Annotated in this window: 14 protein-coding genes, 1 pseudogene and 1 riboswitch; of the genes and pseudogenes, 8 read left to right on the top strand and 7 right to left on the bottom strand. The window is 56.4% G+C overall.

Annotation, left to right across the window (positions count from 1 at the left end):
• Positions 1–203: 203 nt before the first annotated feature.
• Together dusB and ACN08V_RS07140 are read right to left on the bottom strand one after the other, a co-directional pair.
• Positions 204–1,400: a tRNA dihydrouridine synthase DusB gene (gene dusB, locus ACN08V_RS07145; RefSeq protein ID WP_419105090.1), complete on the bottom strand. Its 1,197-nt coding sequence runs from the start codon at positions 1,398–1,400 to the stop codon at positions 204–206.
• 178 nt (positions 1,401–1,578) lie between these two features.
• The gene (locus ACN08V_RS07140; protein WP_419105035.1) at positions 1,579–2,355 is read right to left on the bottom strand and encodes a PRC and DUF2382 domain-containing protein; all 777 of its coding nucleotides are present in this window, start codon (positions 2,353–2,355) and stop codon (positions 1,579–1,581) included.
• A gap of 456 nt (positions 2,356–2,811) precedes the next feature.
• Here ACN08V_RS07140 and ACN08V_RS07135 point away from each other — a divergent pair, with 456 nt between their 5' ends.
• Together ACN08V_RS07135 and ACN08V_RS07130 are read left to right on the top strand one after the other, a co-directional pair.
• Positions 2,812–3,351: a hypothetical protein gene (locus ACN08V_RS07135; protein ID WP_419105034.1), complete on the top strand. Its 540-nt coding sequence runs from the start codon at positions 2,812–2,814 to the stop codon at positions 3,349–3,351.
• Positions 3,323–3,706, top strand: coding sequence for a hypothetical protein (locus ACN08V_RS07130; RefSeq protein WP_419105033.1), 384 nt, complete (start codon positions 3,323–3,325; stop codon positions 3,704–3,706). Before ACN08V_RS07135 ends, ACN08V_RS07130 begins: the two co-directional genes overlap by 29 nt.
• Positions 3,707–3,794: 88 nt before the next feature.
• Here the strand turns inward: ACN08V_RS07130 and ACN08V_RS07125 are convergent, their stop codons facing one another.
• Together ACN08V_RS07125 and ACN08V_RS07120 are read right to left on the bottom strand one after the other, a co-directional pair.
• Entirely contained in the window at positions 3,795–4,127 is a 333-nt protein-coding gene (locus ACN08V_RS07125; RefSeq protein WP_419105032.1) for an MGMT family protein, read from the bottom strand.
• Positions 4,128–4,130: 3 nt separating this feature from the next.
• The gene (locus tag ACN08V_RS07120; protein WP_419105031.1) at positions 4,131–5,138 is read right to left on the bottom strand and encodes a GNAT family N-acetyltransferase; all 1,008 of its coding nucleotides are present in this window, start codon (positions 5,136–5,138) and stop codon (positions 4,131–4,133) included.
• 187 nt (positions 5,139–5,325) lie between these two features.
• Here ACN08V_RS07120 and ACN08V_RS07115 point away from each other — a divergent pair, with 187 nt between their 5' ends.
• Positions 5,326–5,946, top strand: a complete 621-nt coding sequence (locus tag ACN08V_RS07115) for a GNAT family N-acetyltransferase (RefSeq protein ID WP_419105030.1) — start codon at positions 5,326–5,328, stop codon at positions 5,944–5,946.
• Positions 5,947–6,234: 288 nt separating this feature from the next.
• Here ACN08V_RS07115 and ACN08V_RS07110 read toward each other — a convergent pair whose 3' ends face one another.
• Positions 6,235–7,617 (bottom strand): glycine--tRNA ligase, encoded by a 1,383-nt coding sequence (locus ACN08V_RS07110; protein ID WP_419105029.1) that lies wholly within the window; start codon positions 7,615–7,617, stop codon positions 6,235–6,237.
• 142 nt (positions 7,618–7,759) lie between these two features.
• On the opposite strand from ACN08V_RS07110, the gene ACN08V_RS07105 reads away from it, so the two are divergent.
• Positions 7,760–7,978 (top strand): RNA-binding S4 domain-containing protein, encoded by a 219-nt coding sequence (locus ACN08V_RS07105; RefSeq protein WP_419100238.1) that lies wholly within the window; start codon positions 7,760–7,762, stop codon positions 7,976–7,978.
• 161 nt (positions 7,979–8,139) lie between these two features.
• On the opposite strand, the gene ACN08V_RS07100 is transcribed toward ACN08V_RS07105, so the two are convergent.
• Entirely contained in the window at positions 8,140–8,823 is a 684-nt protein-coding gene (locus ACN08V_RS07100; RefSeq protein WP_419105028.1) for an alpha/beta hydrolase, read from the bottom strand.
• Between the two features lie 664 nt (positions 8,824–9,487).
• A pseudogene (locus ACN08V_RS07095) lies at positions 9,488–9,912 on the bottom strand (PLP-dependent transferase); the annotation flags it as partial.
• A 43-nt stretch (positions 9,913–9,955) separates the two neighbouring features.
• Positions 9,956–10,074, bottom strand: a riboswitch (SAM riboswitch).
• A 250-nt stretch (positions 10,075–10,324) separates the two neighbouring features.
• On the opposite strand from ACN08V_RS07095, the gene ACN08V_RS07090 reads away from it, so the two are divergent.
• From ACN08V_RS07090 to ACN08V_RS07075, 4 genes are all read left to right on the top strand, one after another.
• Positions 10,325–10,597: a hypothetical protein gene (locus ACN08V_RS07090; RefSeq protein ID WP_419100240.1), complete on the top strand. Its 273-nt coding sequence runs from the start codon at positions 10,325–10,327 to the stop codon at positions 10,595–10,597.
• Positions 10,598–10,602: 5 nt separating this feature from the next.
• Complete coding sequence (locus ACN08V_RS07085; protein WP_419105027.1) at positions 10,603–12,807, top strand: alpha/beta hydrolase; 2,205 nt, start codon at positions 10,603–10,605, stop codon at positions 12,805–12,807.
• Between the two features lie 18 nt (positions 12,808–12,825).
• The gene (locus ACN08V_RS07080; RefSeq protein ID WP_419105026.1) at positions 12,826–13,389 is read left to right on the top strand and encodes a hypothetical protein; all 564 of its coding nucleotides are present in this window, start codon (positions 12,826–12,828) and stop codon (positions 13,387–13,389) included.
• A gap of 297 nt (positions 13,390–13,686) precedes the next feature.
• Positions 13,687–15,855 carry a S9 family peptidase gene (locus ACN08V_RS07075; RefSeq protein ID WP_419105025.1) on the top strand — a complete coding sequence of 723 codons (2,169 nt, stop codon included), beginning with the start codon at positions 13,687–13,689 and terminating at the stop codon, positions 15,853–15,855.
• The last annotated feature ends 20 nt before the right edge of the window (positions 15,856–15,875 follow it).

Genomic DNA, 15,875 nt, shown 5'->3' with positions numbered 1-15,875 from the left:
TCCTGGAAAATATCTGGATAACTTAGAACCAATATACTCGCCAGTAAGGTAAGACACACCGTTGCCTATAAAAGGTGCACATCCCGCACTTTTCTTATTCCTGTAACAAACCAAGTGCGGGGTTTCTTTCCAGGTGTGAAGGTTAACCCCGCCTAGGGAAAGATAGCCCGCATCTTGGCGGTGGCAGTTGTGGACAGGCCGGTTTAGCCGCCACTGATGTCCAGTTCAGCGCCCACTAAGCCTAAACGTTCTGCGTCGCCCAGCAGGCGGGAGTCCAGCCAGCCGTCCGGCAAGTGCGGTTTCTTGGGGTTGCCCGCGCGCCCGCGCGGTCCCTCAACGGCCTCACCCGGGTAACCAATGGAATGGTCCAGCTCGGCCAGGTATTCGCGGAAGGCCTCCAGGGTAGGCACCGTGGACATCTTGGCACGCAAACGCCCGCCCACCGGGTAGCCGTGGAAGTACCAGGCCACATGCTTACGGATCTCCCGCAGGCCACGAGTCTCGTCCCCAAAGGTCTCCACCAGTAGTTCCGCGTGCCGGTAAATCATGTCGGCTACCTCAGACACAGCCGGGCGGTGGCGTTCCTCAGAGCCCTCAAAAGCGTTCTGTAGGTCGCCAAAAAGCCAGGGTCGGCCCTGGCAGCCACGCCCCACCACAATACCGTCCACTCCGGTCTGCTCGACCATGGCGATCGCGTCCTCGGCTGAGAAAATATCGCCGTTGCCCAAAATCGGCACATCGGGAATGGCCTCACGCAGGCGCGCGATAGAGTCCCAGTCAGCCTTGCCGGAATAGTGCTGGGCGGCGGTACGCCCGTGCAGGGCAATCGCGGCGACCCCGGAGTCGCGCGCAATCTTAGCCGATTCCAGGTAGGTCAGGTGGTCCTCGTCAATGCCCTTGCGCATTTTGATGGTCAGGGGAATATCCTTGCGGGAGGCCTCGCGCACAGCGGTCTGCACGATGGCGGTAAAGAGGTCAGTCTTCCAGGGAAGGGCCGAGCCGCCGCCCAGCTTGGTGACCTTGGGGACGGGGCACCCAAAGTTCAGGTCAATGTGATCGGCGCGGTCTTCTTCAACTACCAGGCGGATCGCCTTACCCACGTTCAGGGCATCCACACCGTAAATCTGGATAGAGCGAATCTGCTCGTCCCCATCGTGCTCGATGATACGCAGGGACTCCGGGTTACGCTCCACCAGGGAGCGGGCGGTCACCATTTCGGTGACGTAGAGGCCACCGCCGTACTCGCGGCAGAGCCTGCGGAAGGCCTTGTTAGTGACCCCTGCCATGGGGGCCAGAACGACCGGGGTGTCAATGGTGTGCTTGCCTAGCTGCAGGGGCGGCAGCTTGAGCTGTTTGGTGCGAGCCTGAGATTGAGTAGGGTGAGTCGTCTGGTTAGTCATAGCCATCCAATTCTTGCACATGGTATCTCCCTCTGCCTCACCCAAGGGAGTAGTTCCCGAAAAATAGAGGTAGGTTTTTATGTCTAGTTCAAGTTTGGGTCACACAGGCAAGAGGCCCGGTGGCAAGCCACCGGGCCTCAAAACCTACCTGAAGTATGACTATCAGGTGTAGAGAGGTCTACTTATCGCCCTCTACGACGATTTCTTCCTTGCGCAAATCAGCTGAAACGCGTTCGGTCTCTGAGTGTACTTCCTTACCAACGGAGACACGCTCAGTTGCAACAGTTTCAGTTGATACTACAGGGCGCTCTTCGTGAGCGGTTACAGTAACATCAGCTTTAGCTTCTGCGGAATCAAAGTCGTAGTTCTCTACAACTTCACCGTCTTTGAGGTTAGTACGCTCAACAACGATTTCTTCCTTGCGAACGGGAACCTCCACTGTCTCCTTTTCGGTGTGAACTACCTTACGCAGGCGGACCTGGCCGGTCTGAGTTGCGCTGGTGGCGTTAGAGACGTTCAGACGCTCCTCGTGAGCAACGACATCGCCTCCCTGCTGAGTGGAGTGATCGGAGGTGGATGCCTGAGCCTGGCTCTGCCCAGCTACCTGCCCGTCATGGCTTGCGCCAGTCACCTGAGCTTCATTCTGGCCCAGTGAGTAGTATTCGTAGAGGCGCTGCTCCTCTTCCGGTGACAGCTCGCCATCTTCATCTACATTAGGCGCGTCTTTAACGAAATCCTTGTCAAAGGGAACGTGAATTTCGCCGTCCTGGAAACGTGCCCTATCAACGGGAACGAATGACTGCTTAGTGCCGAAGAAGCCCGTATTGACAGTTACAAACGTTGGCTCCTGGGTTTGTGCATCGAGGTATAGCTCACCTACGCGACCGATTTTGTCGCCATCAGCGCCATATACAGTGCTGTCACGAAGAGCTTGAATTGTTTCATTGGTAGTCATTGGCTAGATGCCTTTCATTAGTAAATACCCCAAGGGGTAGGCCGTTCACTCCACCCCCTCTGAGCTCTTGGCTCAAAAAATTAATAAGGGAGCTGAACAACTTACTTAAATAATATGCCCAGAGAGGGCCCCACTCAAGCAATAAGCCTACTTTTTAACATGAAAATAAATATTGCATATAATAAATGTATTTATTTATGGAATATAAGCAATCAAGCGAACCAAGCCTGTAAGATCTTTTTGACTTGGTGAAACTTTAACTCTTGGTGACCGCGCTGAGGGTATCGGCAGGAGCTAAAGTTCAGATAGACCGCCCCCTCTAGCCAAAAATGGCTATTTCCTGGGAATTATCCAAGAAAACGCCCCAGCTATCTTCCGCCCAACCTTGAAACAAGATTGGGCATCCCCTAGAATTTTGAAAAGTCAATCTTTCTTGACAATTCCCCAGGAGGGTTTATGGATTCCAAAGACCCGCTCATGCTCGCGGTAGGCGCAGCCCAGGCCGAGGTCACCCGCGCCAACCAGGCCCTTGAACAAGCAGTAGAGGCCGCCCGCGCAGGCGGTGCCACCTGGCAGCTCATCGGCTCAGCCATCGGCGTGACCAAACAGGCCGCCGCCCAACGTTTCTCCGACTCGGTCTATAACGCACGCTCACTGCCCCAAATCGAGACAAAACTGCAACAGATAGCCGAAGCCGTCTTTGCCGCGCTCGCCCACAGCGACTACCAACACGTCCACCACCACATGACCTACACCGCCGCCCGAAAGCACTCCAAACGCAAGCTGGCTAAGGTCTGGCAGCAGGTCCTTGAGGCAAACGGTGACTTTATAGAGGTCCAAAGAACCGTGATTGAACTGGCCACCTTAGGCTATACCCTCACCTACCGGCTACGCCACCAGCGGGGCGAGCCGGTCGGCCAAATCTCCTTTAACTCAGCCCACAGGATTACAGGATTGGTGATATTCAATGATGATTCAGCCGAACTCCCCTGGTAGCGGCTCCTACGCACCCATGTCCATGGTAGCGCTCTGGGGTTTACATGGGCTTATCGCCTGGTACCTGAGCCGGGACCTCTACATGACGGCCTTTGGGGTAGGCATTTTGGCCGTGGGTACTGTACTGACTCAGTTCTTCTCCAAACCCCAAGGAGCCCAGGCTATGGTCTGGCGGCCCGGCATGATGGCCTGGAATATTGTAATCTGCTGGTGTCTCTGGGGTGCCCTCCATGCCCTCTGGAATTTTGACGCTCTCTTTGCAATAATATGGCCGGCTATTGGCTACATCGCCAACTGTTCAGGCCAATCATATTCCGGCCGGGGACGCCGCCGCGCCCAGGACATCGGAGTCTAAGACGCACGCTAACAGCAAGGCCCCGCTCTTTCGCTCTTGGGCCCGGGGTTGTTCACCGGGCCTAAGAGCGAAAGGGCGGGGCCTTACGTCATACCTCTAGTTCAGCCAGCCAAGTGGCAGATAATTGAGCCAGTTCCGGCTCGCTCACCCGAGCTTGCCGCAAGTCAACCTGCCCGTCAGCAGTCAGGGCAGTACCCTCAGCTCGCCAGCGCTCGGTAGCAGGTGCGGCATGACCGGGTATCTCACCCCGGGCATTACACACACGCCACCAGGGCACCCCACTCCCCCAGGTCGCCATCACCCTGCCAACCACACGCGGAGACTCCCCGGCAACAGCACTCACATCCCCGTAGGTTGCCACCCGCCCGAGCGGAATAGATTCAGCAACCCTCAGGACGCGCTCAACCCGTACATCCTCCATCGGTTAGGCATCCGCAATCACCAGAGTTTCGCTGGTGACCTTTGCGGAGCCCATCTTGATGAGCTGGTCAATCAGCACAGCCAGATCTTCCATCGAGTCATCCACCTCAAGGGAGACCGCGTACTGGCCGGTCATAACCGAAAGTAGCTGCATAATAGCTTCACGGGCCTGGGGGTGGCCCAGCCGGTAGCCCACGGTGATTTCGGTAGCATCGTCCTCGGAGATTTCCATGAGGCCCGCGTCAACAGCCAGGGGCCGGTAGCTAACAGCAAAGGCCAGAATGTCACCTTTTTTACCCTCGGCTTGAGCGCGCAGAATATCGTCACGCAGCACGACCGCGCCGAGCGCTTCAGCTTCATCGGACAGGAAGAGCCTGTTTACCCGCCCAATGGACAGGTCAGCGGGCTGGTCCCAGCCGTGAATGCCCCGGTAGAACTCCCAGAAGCGCTGGGTCAGTTCCACAGAGCCGGTGGCTAGGTCTTCGATGGTCTGGGTCATGCGTTCGGAGGCGTCTTGGCGCAGGGGCACCGGTGGAACAGTACCAGCTTCAATGCGAACCATCCGCGAGCGCTGGATAACTTCAAAGCCCTGGGCCTGAGCAAATTCTAGGCCGCTAGAAGCCGGCTCTACCTTGGTGCGGAAGGCGCTGACACCACTGGGGGCTGCCTGGGCAGCGTGTTTGAGGGCGGCGATTAGGTGGTTGCCGAGGCCGGTTCGGCGATGGTCGGGTGCTACTTCCAGGTAGGCCCAGAGTCGCTGTGGGTGCAGGTCGGTTTCGTAGATGGTACCTGCGGCGACCGGAACCCCCTGGTGTTCAGCAACCAGGGTGCGGCTAAAGGGCGCCTCTGTATCAGGAGAGAAGGATGAGCGGAAGGCTGCGACCTGGCGGTTTTCGGGGTCCTGCCAGTATTGGAGCATTTCCATGTCGTCGCCGGTGCGCCAGGGGCGTAGGGTGTAGCCGACGGGTAGGGGGGTCTTGGTCTCTGGTGCAGTGGGGGTGGTCTTGTCCACGGGGTTCTTGTCCTTGGCTCTTAGCGGGGTCTACCCCTCTACTCTAACGTCCCCTAGGGCTTCCCTGCCTGCCACTGAGGCGGGGTGGGCGCGCGAATGTGAGCAAGCTCCGCCCTGTAACCTTCTCTTCACCCGCTAGACTAGGAGAGCTTAAAGTTTATTTGACTCTATCGCTTAGTGTGGTTCCATGACATCCCTTTTTTCTCACAAGCCGACCCTGACCGGCTCTTTAGTTCAGTTACGCCCTTTTGACGATTCTGCTATCGATGCCATGATTGAGATTCTGCGTGAGCCCGATGCTTTGCGTAAGACGGCTTCGGCGCATTCCCGACTCATTGGTGGCACTGATGCTGATGAGCAGGCAACCCGTGACTGGTATGCACTGAGGAATACAAAAGATAACCGTCTTGATTTGGCTGTTTTTGCCCCGGCCCTGAACCGCTACGTGGGTGAGGTTGTCTTCAATGAATACAATGCGACCAGCAGGTCCGTCAATTACCGTATTTGCATCAGCTCAGCGGGGCAGAACCGGGGTTACGGTACTCAGGCAACCAAACTGATGGTGGATTACGGCTTTGAGCACCTAGATTTGAACCGAATTGAGCTGGAGGTTGTCGATTTCAATCAGCGTGCCCGCCACGTTTATACCTCCTGCGGTTTTATTCCGGAGGGGCGCCGCCGCCAGGCATTCTTCATTGATGGCACTTACCACGACGCTGTGATCAAGTCGGTCCTGCGGAGCGACTGGGAGGCCAATCGTTCTATGAGCGGTCACCTGAATGTGAACTACGCGTCCGTAGAAGTTTAGGTTCATGCCCCTAGCTAGTGTCTTATAAGGCAAAAGCCGCCCGCTCCTGGTAACAGGGGCGGGCGGCTTTTTTTGGCCTGATTTTTGCTGGTACTCCGGGCCAAATGCACTACCTTTGCCTCGGCAACTGGCTCGGAGCTGGCCTTAAGGGCCATTTCCGACCGAAGACGGCACCGCTCTCTGGCAACTGGCGGGGCTGGCCTTAAGGGCGTTGCCGAAGAGCGGTGACCTGTTTAAGGCTGGTGTTAAGGGTATTGCCAGAAACAGCAAGGTCCCAGAGAACCAGACTTACTTGGTCAGCTTGGCTGCAAGGTAGGCGGTGACCTGGTCCAGGGAGACGCGCTCCTGGGTCATGGTGTCGCGCTCGCGGATAGTGACAGCCTGGTCTTCTAGAGTGTCAAAGTCCACGGTGATGCAGAAAGGTGTGCCGATTTCGTCCTGGCGGCGGTAGCGGCGGCCGATTGCACCGGCGTCGTCATAGTCGATATTCCAGTTGCGTCGTAGCTCATCGGCCAGTTTCTTGGCGGTAGGAACCAGGTCTTCCTTCTTGGACAGGGGCAGGACGGCGGCCTTGACAGGCGCCAGTCGCGGGTCCAGCTTAAGGACGGTGCGCTTGTCTACGCCACCCTTGGTGTTGGGAGCTTCGTCTTCTACATAGGAGTCTACGAGGAAGGCCATCATAGAGCGGGTCAGGCCAAAGGAAGGCTCGATGACGTAGGGGACGTAGCGTTCGCCGGTGCCCTGGTCGAAGTATTCGAGTTTAGCGTTGGAGTGTTCGTTGTGGACGCCCAGGTCGTAGTTGGTGCGGTTGGCTACGCCCATGAGTTCGCCCCATTCGCCGCCCTGGAAACCGAAGCGGTATTCTAGGTCCATAGTGCCTGCGGAGTAGTGGGCGCGGTCTTCGGCGGGTACATCGAATTTGCGCATGTTGTCGGGGTTGATGCCGAGGTCTACGAACCAGTTCCAGCAGTCTTCGATCCACTGGTCGTAGTATTTGGGTGCGTCGTCGGGGTGGACGAAGTATTCGATTTCCATCTGTTCGAACTCGCGGGTTCGGAAGATGAAGTTGCCGGGGGTAATTTCGTTGCGGAAGGCTTTACCGATCTGGCCGATACCGAAGGGCGGGCGTTTGCGGGCAGTGGTGACGACGTTGTTGAAGTTGACGAAGATGCCTTGGGCGGTTTCGGGGCGCATGAAGTGCAGGCCCTCTTCGTTGTCAACGGGGCCCAGGTAGGTTTTCATGAGGCCGGAGAAGTTTTGGGGTTCGGTCCACTGCCCCTTGTTGCCGCATTTGGGGCAGGTGATGTCGTCCATGCCGTTTTCGGGCTGGCGGCCCTTCTTCTCAACGAAAGCTTCGATGAGGTGGTCTTGGCGGTGCCGGGAGTGACAGGACAGGCACTCAACTAGGGGGTCGGTGAAGGTGGCGACGTGGCCGGAGGCTTCCCAGACCGCCTTAGGCAGGATGATGGAGGAGTCGAGGCCGACCATGTCTGCGCGGCCGCGGACGAAGGTCTGCCACCACTGCTGGCGGATGTTTTCTTTGAGTTCGGCACCGAGCGGGCCGTAGTCCCATGCGGAGCGGGAGCCGCCGTAGATTTCACCTGCTTGGAAGACGAATCCGCGTCGTTTTGCCAGTGAGATGACGTTATCAAGTTGTGACTTCGGTGCCATGTTTTTTGGTTTCTCCTGTGAGCCTGCGCCACCGGTTGTGGCGTGCTTGGATTGTGGGGGCAGTGCCCGGTTGGGCACACTGCCTTTAAGCCTACCGCACCGCTTGAAGGCGGGGAACCAGCTGGTCGCTAGACTGGAGGCTATGAGTATTGAGTCTGTGTTTATTCGTGATGAGATGATTCGGCTGGGCCAGTTTTTGAAGCTGGCTAACCTGGTGGAGAACGGGGTTCATGCCCGTGAGGTGATCCGGGACGGCCTTGTTAAGGTGAACGGTGATATTTGTGAGCAGCGTGGCCGCCAGTTGCATGCTGGGGATAGGGTAACTCTCAATGGGGTCACGGTGCAGGTGGCGCACGACTAGGTAAGCGTGAACTCAGCACCCTAGCGGCCAAGACCCTTAACGACAGCCCCGAGCCAGTTGGTCGCTAGGGTGCTGAGCCAAGGGCCTCAGCCTAGGCTTTGGTCTTTTGTGCCCTAGTACCGGCGGGCTGTTTGGCATGATTCAGCCCGCCGGTTTTCTCTTTAGTTCAAGATGTTCTCGCGGATAAAGGTGCTCATGTGCGCTAGTTCGCTGGGGGCAATCCCGTGGCCGATGCCCGCGTAGAGGTAGTCGGTAAGGGCGGTGTGGTCTTTGACCCATTCTTGGGTGAAGCTGATATTTTCGGCGGTGATGATGGGGTCAGCTTCGTCCCGGCCCCAGAACAGTGGTAGAGGTTGAGCGGTGAGCTCGGCATCTTTGAAGTAGCCCTCTCCCCCGTCGACCACATAGCCGGACAGCCCAATCACAGTGCGCACCAGGTCGGGCCGGTGGCGGGCAATGCTGGTGGCTATGGCCATACCCTGGGAGAAGCCAAGCAGGTTGAGGCTGCGGTAGTTGGCGGCAAGGGGTTCTAGCCATTCCAGGACGTAGTCCACGGCCAGTTCGATGGCACGGAACCCTACGGTTTCTAGTTGTTGGTTGAGTGGCCACCACTGGTAGCCCAGGGCGGGTGCGCCAATGAAGGCGTCCTTGGCGTCGGCGGGCAGGGCGTAGCCTACCGGCTGGGGTGCCCGTACTGAGGCGTAGGTGATGCCCTCTTGGGGCAGGTGGTTGACCAGGCCCATGAGGTCTTGTTCGTGGGAGCCGTAGCCGTGCAAGAGGACGACCAGGTGGGTTCCCCGGCGGAAGGGCTCGGCTTTTGAATACTCAGCAACATGCTGACTCATGACACGCTCCTCGGTGAGTCTGTAAGTCCGGCTTATGGGTGAAGCGTAAGCAACCTACCCCGCCAGGCGAATTTTGCCAGCTGCTGCGATTAGCTGTTGAGTTCTAGGGGTAGCTTGCGGAGCTTGCCTCGGTCTTTTCGTACCCAATTTATCACCGGCGGAGCTTACTTTAGGCTACCGCCCACAGGTGCTTTTTGTGGGTTACTGACCCTAGCCTGTCAGCGGCGTCCTGGGCTTCAAGACTGCGGGCAAGGATGCGTTCGAGTTGCTCGTGTTCAATCAGGAACCCGTCGTACCGGCAGGGTGAGTGAATAACCTCAGGCTCAACCGGTTGCGGTAGTGATGCGGCCATAATGTGGGAGTCGGAGGGGAAGAAGAGCCTATCTGAGTCAACGTAGGCAATGGTCCAGTGGCAGGTAGAAAGCGCCAGTGCTCTCAGCAGCCCGCTCCTGTCACGGCCAAGGTCGTGAGAGAGCAGGGCTTCATTGATAGCTAGATAAGAGTTAGCGTCAAACCGTGCGGTCGGTTTCTGGCCGTGGTAGTCCAGATAGTTCTCTACCTGGTAGCGGCCACGGTCAGCCGGTAGGCAGTGGAGAATGTTCTGTTGCTCCTGGGCATCGCGGCCAAAACGAAAGTTTAGTTCGGCGGCGCAGCGGTAGGTGGTGTGGGCGATCCGGCGGGCCAGGGCCAGGGAGTCCACGAACCTCTGGGCGGTAGCGGAATCAGCGTCTTTGAGGGTGAAGTCAACGATGGCACCGGCGCCCTTGGGTAGGTACTTCTGCGCCAGGGTGTAGTAGGGGAGGTTTTTAGGCCGGAGTAAGTCACGGACTCTACTGCCGGGTGCGCCTGCAGGTAGTCTGCCACCTTGCGGGCATTCTCTACGTGGCGTTCGACGCGCAGTGAGAGGGTTTCCAGGCCGATAGCGATGTTGAAGGCGTTGGTGGGTGCGATGGAGGAACCCAGGTCACGCAGCAGAGCCACGCGGGCTTTGAGGATGTAGGAGAGGTTGACCCCAAAGGCACCGTCCTTGCCCAGGTCGCGGGCGTAGACCAGGCCCTGGTAGCCCTGATTGGGCTGGTTGAAGAGGGGTTAAAGGTTCTGATGCCCTCGGGTGAGTTAGTGAGGCACATCGGTCCCGCGCTTGCACACCCGGTTCTCGGTGAGGTGTGCCAGGTCTTTACCCAGGGCACCCCACCGCGAGTGGAGGGTTGCCGGCCAGCTAGCTGGGGCTTAGCGCTGGCTCTCATGACCTGCTTTTAGTTTTCCCTTTCGAACGGTCGTTGGTCAAGATGCTGTTTTAAAAAGTCTTCATGTGTCTGTTTATTGCGTAAGTTACGATGGGGGGGCGGGCAGGGTTGCCCGCCGAGGCTCTGATACGGGCTGCCCTGCCCCCACTTTGGGTTACTTATGGGTAACCCCCCGGGGTAAGAAAGGTGACCCAGAAGAATAACTGGCTACAATGTTCACAAGGTATTATTCCCACCGTAGGTTAAGGAGCCTCATGCCCGTACCTGTTCTTGAGTTTGAATACAGCACGCTCCAGACTCTGATTGATACTTTCAAGGCAACTAAGGAGTCTTTTGAGGGCTTTTTGGAAAGCAAGGCTCCTACCCCGGCGAGTGCACACGACCCTGTGGCTGAACATCACGCCGCGGCCCTGGGAGGGCAGGAGAGCTCTTTGCTTTCTGACGCTGCAGAATCTTTCCAGAATGCGCAGGATGGTGCACAGGCAGCATACGATGCCTTTAAGATTGCCGATGGGGCAGAAGGGTAGGTGGCATGATGGGTTCACGTCCATCGGATTGGTCTCCTCTGACAGGTGGCGACCCTTGCCCTGGTGATCCTGATTCTTGGCAAGCGACCATTAACCACTGGTCTACCCGCAAAACCGAGATTGATGCTATTAGAAAAGTTTTAAACCGCGGTAGGTGTATTGACGGTAGGAGTAACCGCATCACCAAAATTGAGCATACCTTTGAGCTGGGCGCCACGATGTGTGAGAAAATCTCCGGTGAGTTTCAGCGGGTTCACGATGTTCTGACTGACTGGCAGAAGAACCTACGAGAGATGCAGGAAAAGGCTGACGCGGCTCTTTCGGTAGCTCGACAGGCCCAAATTCACAAGGAAGAAACTCAGGATAAACTCCGCTTTTATGAACGTCATTCCCTCACTTCCGCACTGGGGCGGTTGTCCGCTGATCTAAGCGGTTCAATGATTTTTTCTCTTCGCCAGGACATCTCAGAGGCAAATGCTTGCATTGCTACCCAGCAGGCTGTGGTTGATGAGATTCGGGAGCAATACACGTCCCGGTCAGCAACCGCCGTTAATGGATACAATATTTCGGGTATTGGTGGCATCTTTGTGGATCGGTCTTCTGGTGCTTCTGGGCTGGCTCCTTTCTCGTCTGCTGATGAGGTTCTTTCTTTCTTCCTGGGTTTTGATGCTCAGGCTCTGACTCTTGCTTTCGAAACCGCTGCTGCATCCGATGAGTTTCAGCCTCAGCTATTGGATGCGCTGAGTAAGCTGACACCCCAGCAGATTAATGAGTATTTTGCGGCTCACCCGGAGTTCGCCCGTTTTCCTTTGCAGATGCAAGGTAGCAACATTGATCGGGCGGAGGCCTATAAGGCCTGGTGGGCGCAGTTGGATGAAAACCAGCAAAAGGCTTTCACTATTGCCGCCCCGGGGATTGTGGGGAATATGGATGGGGTACCGTACACGGTCAGGGATCAGGCTAACCGTAAGTTAGCGAAAACAGTAGCAGAAGACCCGAATACTGATGAAGCCACCAGAAAAGCTCTGGAAAACCTGCTCGCCGCAGCGACCATGAAAGATGACGGAATCCCCCGGTACGTTACCAGCCTCGACCTCTCCAATATTAAGCCGGAGAACGAGGACGGCTATGACTATAACAACGTGCTGGCTTCGGTCTCCTTGGGCTCGGTGGATGATGCCGATAAGGTAACCGTAGTCGTCCCCGGTATGACTAATAACGTGGCCGGTAGCATTGAAGATCTTGTTGGTACAGGAGACAACATCTATAAGGAACAATACAGAGCAGAACAACTCCATGGCACTAACGACCCCAAACTTGCTGTTGTTCTCTGGATCGGTTACGAGACTCCCCCTCATCTCGATGAAGAAGGCAGACAGCTTTTGGGTGGCAAGACCTTTACCCAGTCAAAGATGGTGACCGATATCTACCTGGCCGAACAGGGCGGCCAAAACCTAGCCGGTTTTATTGACGGGCTGAATGTTACTAAGTCCACGGCGGTTACCTGTGAAAGAGACGGTCTCTATAGTGATGCTCATATATCGGTGATTGCCCACTCCTACGGTACAACTACTACCGCCGAGGCCATGCAGGTCTCAGAGACCAAGGTTGATAATATCGTCATGTATGGATCAGCCGGTCTGGGTATTGAGAGCATTTACGATGCCAATTCAGCCGAGGGCTGGAATGTGGAGCGTGATGCCAAGGGCAGACAAAAGATTTTCTTTACCGACTCAATGGAGGACTGGACAGCCCTCGGAGGCTACCTGCCGGGCTGGCTCTTAGATTCATCGCTAATCTCGAAAGAAAACCGTCTGCTCCCCTATGCTGTTGCTGATGCCCAGCGTTTCCAATCTACTGAGGGTATATCCGCCGATGGTTACTACCTGGAGGATGTTGATATGCACGGCTTCAACATTGACGGCGACAATCAGGGCTACGCTCACAAGCAAACCTCGAGCCTGGTCTACGGTGCGAGAGCGGCACTGGGCTATACCGAAGACTTGGATCTGAAACTCTATAAGCCCTACTACTATGAGAGTGAGGGCGATAGTTTACGGTTAGTTCCAGTTACTGCTGCTGACTGCGATGAAAATGGGCGGGTACGCCCTGAAATTATGCAAAAGGTTAGGAAGGCACAGTCTTCTATGACCGGCGACCAGGTTCTGACCTTTGCCCCTCCCCTGTCTAGAGCCCCCACCCGGGGCTAGGAAGGAAGCTTCAGTCTAATGTATTTTAAATCGTCTCTAGGAAAGGTTCTGGTAATTTCTATGGTCTCGCTCGGTGCTCTGACCGCTTGCGGTGGTGGCAACACCCAACCCAACCCCACCACAAACCCCACAGCCAACGCCACCACCATCGAAGAAGAATTCAAAACCCTCACCCAAGGCACCATCACCGCCACCGGCACAGAACCCACCCTCTACACCTACCCCAGCAAACGCACCTACACCCCCGACTACCTCCAAAACTCCTACCCCATCGGCTCCTGCGGAAAAGACAAACTCAATCTGTCCGTGATGCTCAACACCAGCCAAGACCTCACCCCCCAGCAATACCAAGAAAAAATAGACAAGGTCTACACCTACTGGAAAACCCAAAACCTCCAACCCAAATACTTCAGCCCCGCAAGCAACGGCATCAGCATCATGGCCACCACCCCCACCGGCGGCGAAATCACCTACATGGCCTTCCAATACGGCGAAATGTACACCTTCGACACCGTCTGCAACGACGTCCTCCAACGCAAAGAACCCCTCGACTGGAACGCCCCCACCGACAAGGGCTACTAAACACCCATGAAAACACCCACCACCGCAGCGTAAAGGTAACTTGCCCATAAATTCCGTAATATGGCTTGGCTCAAACTCTTTAGTATCTACCGCTATATAACTTATGTAACTGAGAAATCTCTGGTCCCACTAGATAAAAGAGTCTCATTGGTCGCAAAAAAGCTATAGACTGCGTACACTCAGGATATTTGGTTCCACCAAATTACTAGAAAGTTGGTAGGCATTTTCTACCCTGACCGGGTAGCCCTACCTGCCCTGTAGCACACACCCACAGATCCGGCTGAAAGGTGACCGAGCATGCCCGTGCCCCCTCTTGCCCAACGTACCCCTCTTGAACGTACCCACCACGGTGATACTTTTATCGACCACTACGAGTGGCTCCGCGATAAAGAAAGCCAGCAGGTACTGGACTATCTGAAGGCAGAAAACGCTTACACCGAGGCCGTAACCGCCGACCAACAGCCCCTACGTGACGCTATTTTTGAAGAAATCAAGGGCCGCACCCAGCAAACCGACATGTCGGTGCCTTCACGCAGGGGGGCCTGGTGGTACTTCAATCGCACCGTCGCCGGTCAGCAGTACCCGATTATGTGCCGGGTTCCCGCTCAGACCGAGGGCAGCCTGGCGGAGCGCTACGAGCCGCCGGTCGTTCAGCCCGGCCAGCCTCTAGACGGGGAGCAGGTCGTCCTGGACTGTAACGACTTCGCCCGCGATATGGCTTTCTTCTCACTAGGCTCTTTTCAGGTCACCCGTGACGGCACCCTTTTGACTTTCGGTGTTGACGACTCCGGCGATGAACGCTACACCCAGTACTTTAAGAATCTGGAGACCGGTGACTTCCTCCCCGAAACTTTGGAGAACATCTTTTCAGGTGCTTTCTTTGCCTCCGGCGCAAGCCACCTGATCTACTCAGTGGCTGATGAGTCCTGGCGGCCCTACGAGATTCGCGCTCATGCGCTGGGCACCAGCCCGGAGCAGGACATTGTGCTCTACCGCGAGGACGACCCCGGTATGTGGCTGAGCGCGAACATGTCCTCATCCCGCACCCATCTTGTGATCACATCTGCCAACTCTGAATACTCAGAGACTCGCATTATTAACATTCACGAACTGGGCCAGCTTGAGCCCACCCTCATCCTGCACCGGGATGCTGAGCTTGAGCACACCACCGACATTATCGATGTCAACGGAACCGGCTACCTAGTACTGGGGCACAATTACCAGGCTCCTAACGGTGAGGTTGTTCTTGCTCCCCTGCATGACCGGTATCTTGCTTTTGAGTACTTCCGGGCGGGCTGGATTCCTCTGATGCCGCACAGTTCCGATGTCAGGATTGAGGGCTTCAAGTTCTCCCGTAACCACTGGGTGGTTATGGCACGTGAGAACACCACGGTCAAGGTCTTTATTGCCCCTCGGAATGCTCTAGCAGAGCAAATTGCAAACCCGCATGCTCAGGGAATTGAGCTCTATGAGCCGGGCGGTTTTACCGATGAGCTTTATACCTCGGCCTTTTCGGGGGTCAATATCATGTCCCCGGTGATACGGCTGAACTACACTTCCTATCTAACCCCCAATAGCGTCTACGATTATTTACCGGACAGCGATGAGCTCATTTTGCGCCGGCAGACCCCGGTCCTTGGCTACCAGCCAGAGCAGTACACGGCCTACCGCATGTGGGCACCGGCTGAGGACGGGGCTATGATTCCGCTGTCTGTCATGCACCGCGCTGACCTGGATCGGAGTCAGGGACACCCTGTGATTCAGTACGGCTACGGCTCCTACGAGTCCTCCATGGACCCCTATTTCTCAACGGCCCGCCTGAGTGTGCTGGACCGAAACGTCGTTTTCGTTGTTGCCCATGTTCGAGGTGGCGGGGAGCTGGGCCGCGCCTGGTACACCGAGGGCAAGAAACTGGCTAAGAAGAACACCTTTACCGATTTCATTGCTGCTACCGACTTTTTGGCACAGCAGCCCTGGGTTGATGCCTCCCGCATCGGAATTATGGGCGGTTCTGCCGGTGGTCTACTGATGGGTGCGGTGGTGAACATGGCTCCCGAGAAGTACGCCGCTTGTCTTGCACAGGTACCCTTTGTGGATGCTCTGACCACCATTCTTGATCCTAACCTGCCGCTATCGTCCCTGGAGTGGGAGGAGTGGGGCGACCCCATAACCGACCGTGAGGTCTATGAGTACATGAAGTCCTACAGCCCCTACGAAAATATCCGCCCGGTTCGCTACCCTGCTATTGCAGCGGTCACCTCGCTCAATGACACCCGAGTTTTCTATGTGGAGCCAGCCAAGTGGGTTGCCGCTCTTAGGCACACCATTGCACAGGACTCCCCCACGCCTCTCCTGAAGGTTGAGATGGAGGGCGGTCACGGTGGCGGTTCGGGGCGCTATACCGCCTGGAAAGAAATCGCCTGGGACTATGCCTTCTTACTACAAAAGTTAGGTGCTCAAGACTGAGCGGACACAGGCCGGACGGC

The sequence above is a fragment of the Rothia sp. P5766 genome, assembly GCF_048513555.1.
Lineage (GTDB): Bacteria > Actinomycetota > Actinomycetes > Actinomycetales > Micrococcaceae > Rothia.
The sequence above is the reverse complement of the archived record's forward strand: the minus strand, read 5'-3'. Positions and strand labels throughout refer to the sequence as shown.

What these genes read in the sequence shown, in the direction of transcription:
- dusB (WP_419105090.1), bottom strand. Translation starts at nt 1,400, where the DNA reads ATGACTAACCAGACGACTCACCCTACTCAATCTCAGGCTCGCACCAAA.
- ACN08V_RS07140 (WP_419105035.1), bottom strand. Translation starts at nt 2,355, where the DNA reads ATGACTACCAATGAAACAATTCAAGCTCTTCGTGACAGCACTGTATAT.
- ACN08V_RS07135 (WP_419105034.1), top strand. Translation starts at nt 2,812, where the DNA reads ATGGATTCCAAAGACCCGCTCATGCTCGCGGTAGGCGCAGCCCAGGCC.
- ACN08V_RS07130 (WP_419105033.1), top strand. Translation starts at nt 3,323, where the DNA reads ATGATGATTCAGCCGAACTCCCCTGGTAGCGGCTCCTACGCACCCATG.
- ACN08V_RS07125 (WP_419105032.1), bottom strand. Translation starts at nt 4,127, where the DNA reads ATGGAGGATGTACGGGTTGAGCGCGTCCTGAGGGTTGCTGAATCTATT.
- ACN08V_RS07115 (WP_419105030.1), top strand. Translation starts at nt 5,326, where the DNA reads ATGACATCCCTTTTTTCTCACAAGCCGACCCTGACCGGCTCTTTAGTT.
- ACN08V_RS07110 (WP_419105029.1), bottom strand. Translation starts at nt 7,617, where the DNA reads ATGGCACCGAAGTCACAACTTGATAACGTCATCTCACTGGCAAAACGA.
- ACN08V_RS07105 (WP_419100238.1), top strand. Translation starts at nt 7,760, where the DNA reads ATGAGTATTGAGTCTGTGTTTATTCGTGATGAGATGATTCGGCTGGGC.
- ACN08V_RS07100 (WP_419105028.1), bottom strand. Translation starts at nt 8,823, where the DNA reads ATGAGTCAGCATGTTGCTGAGTATTCAAAAGCCGAGCCCTTCCGCCGG.
- ACN08V_RS07090 (WP_419100240.1), top strand. Translation starts at nt 10,325, where the DNA reads ATGCCCGTACCTGTTCTTGAGTTTGAATACAGCACGCTCCAGACTCTG.
- ACN08V_RS07085 (WP_419105027.1), top strand. Translation starts at nt 10,603, where the DNA reads ATGATGGGTTCACGTCCATCGGATTGGTCTCCTCTGACAGGTGGCGAC.
- ACN08V_RS07080 (WP_419105026.1), top strand. Translation starts at nt 12,826, where the DNA reads ATGTATTTTAAATCGTCTCTAGGAAAGGTTCTGGTAATTTCTATGGTC.
- ACN08V_RS07075 (WP_419105025.1), top strand. Translation starts at nt 13,687, where the DNA reads ATGCCCGTGCCCCCTCTTGCCCAACGTACCCCTCTTGAACGTACCCAC.